The organism is Acidovorax sp. KPB24-07 (assembly GCF_057543315.1).
In genome coordinates this window covers 1-745 of sequence record NZ_BAAJYS010000846.1, presented here as the reverse complement: position 1 = coordinate 745, position 745 = coordinate 1, and the positions used below count along the sequence as shown (strand labels likewise).

1 protein-coding gene is annotated in these 745 nt (G+C 73.2%); it reads right to left on the bottom strand.

The genetic code is table 11. The features are described 5' to 3' along the window. Positions 1–745, bottom strand: a 745-nt coding sequence (locus AC27IQ_RS26210) for a Mur ligase family protein (protein ID WP_487091395.1), incomplete at both ends; no start/stop codon positions are given.

The window sequence follows — 745 nt, the reverse complement described above, 5'->3', positions numbered from 1 at the left end:
CGGCCTGGCCGCGCTGCGCGCCGGCCCGGCCTCGGGCAGCATGCCCATGACCTCGGGGTCTTCGCGGTTGAGCACCATCAGGCCGCTCTCGCCGAAGATGCGCGCCTTGGCGGCCGCGTAGGCGGCCAGGCTGCCGTGCCAGTCCAGGTGGTCCTGGCTGATGTTGAGGACGGCCGCGGCCGTGGGCTCGAAGCCCGCCACGCCGTCGAGCTGGAAGCTGGACAGCTCCAGCACCCAGACCTCGGGCAGAGTGCCCGCATCGATGTGCTGGCCCAGCGTGTCCAGCAGGGTCGGGCCGATGTTGCCGGCCACGGCCACGGTCTTACCGGCGCAGTCCACGAGCCGGCCGGTGAGCGAAGTCACCGTGGTCTTGCCGTTGGTGCCGCTCACGGCCACCACCGCCGGGGCGTAGCCGTGCGCGGCGCGCAGCTCGCGCAGCGCCATGGCGTATAAGGCGAGTTCGCCCTCCATGCGGATGCCGCGCGCCCGGGCCTCGGACGACAGGGCGGCCAGCGTGTCGGGACGCAGGCCGGGCGAGCGGTAGATGGCCTGCGGCATGCGCCCTTCGAGCAGGGAGGCGTCGAACGCACCGGCCACGAAGCGCACCTGGGGCAACTCGGCATGCAGCGTGCCGCGCTGCGGAGGCGCCTCGCGCGTGTCTGCCACGGTCACCTGCGCGCCGCAGCGCACGCACCAGCGGGCCATGGCCAGCCCGGAAGCGCCCAGGCCGAGAATGAGAATGTCT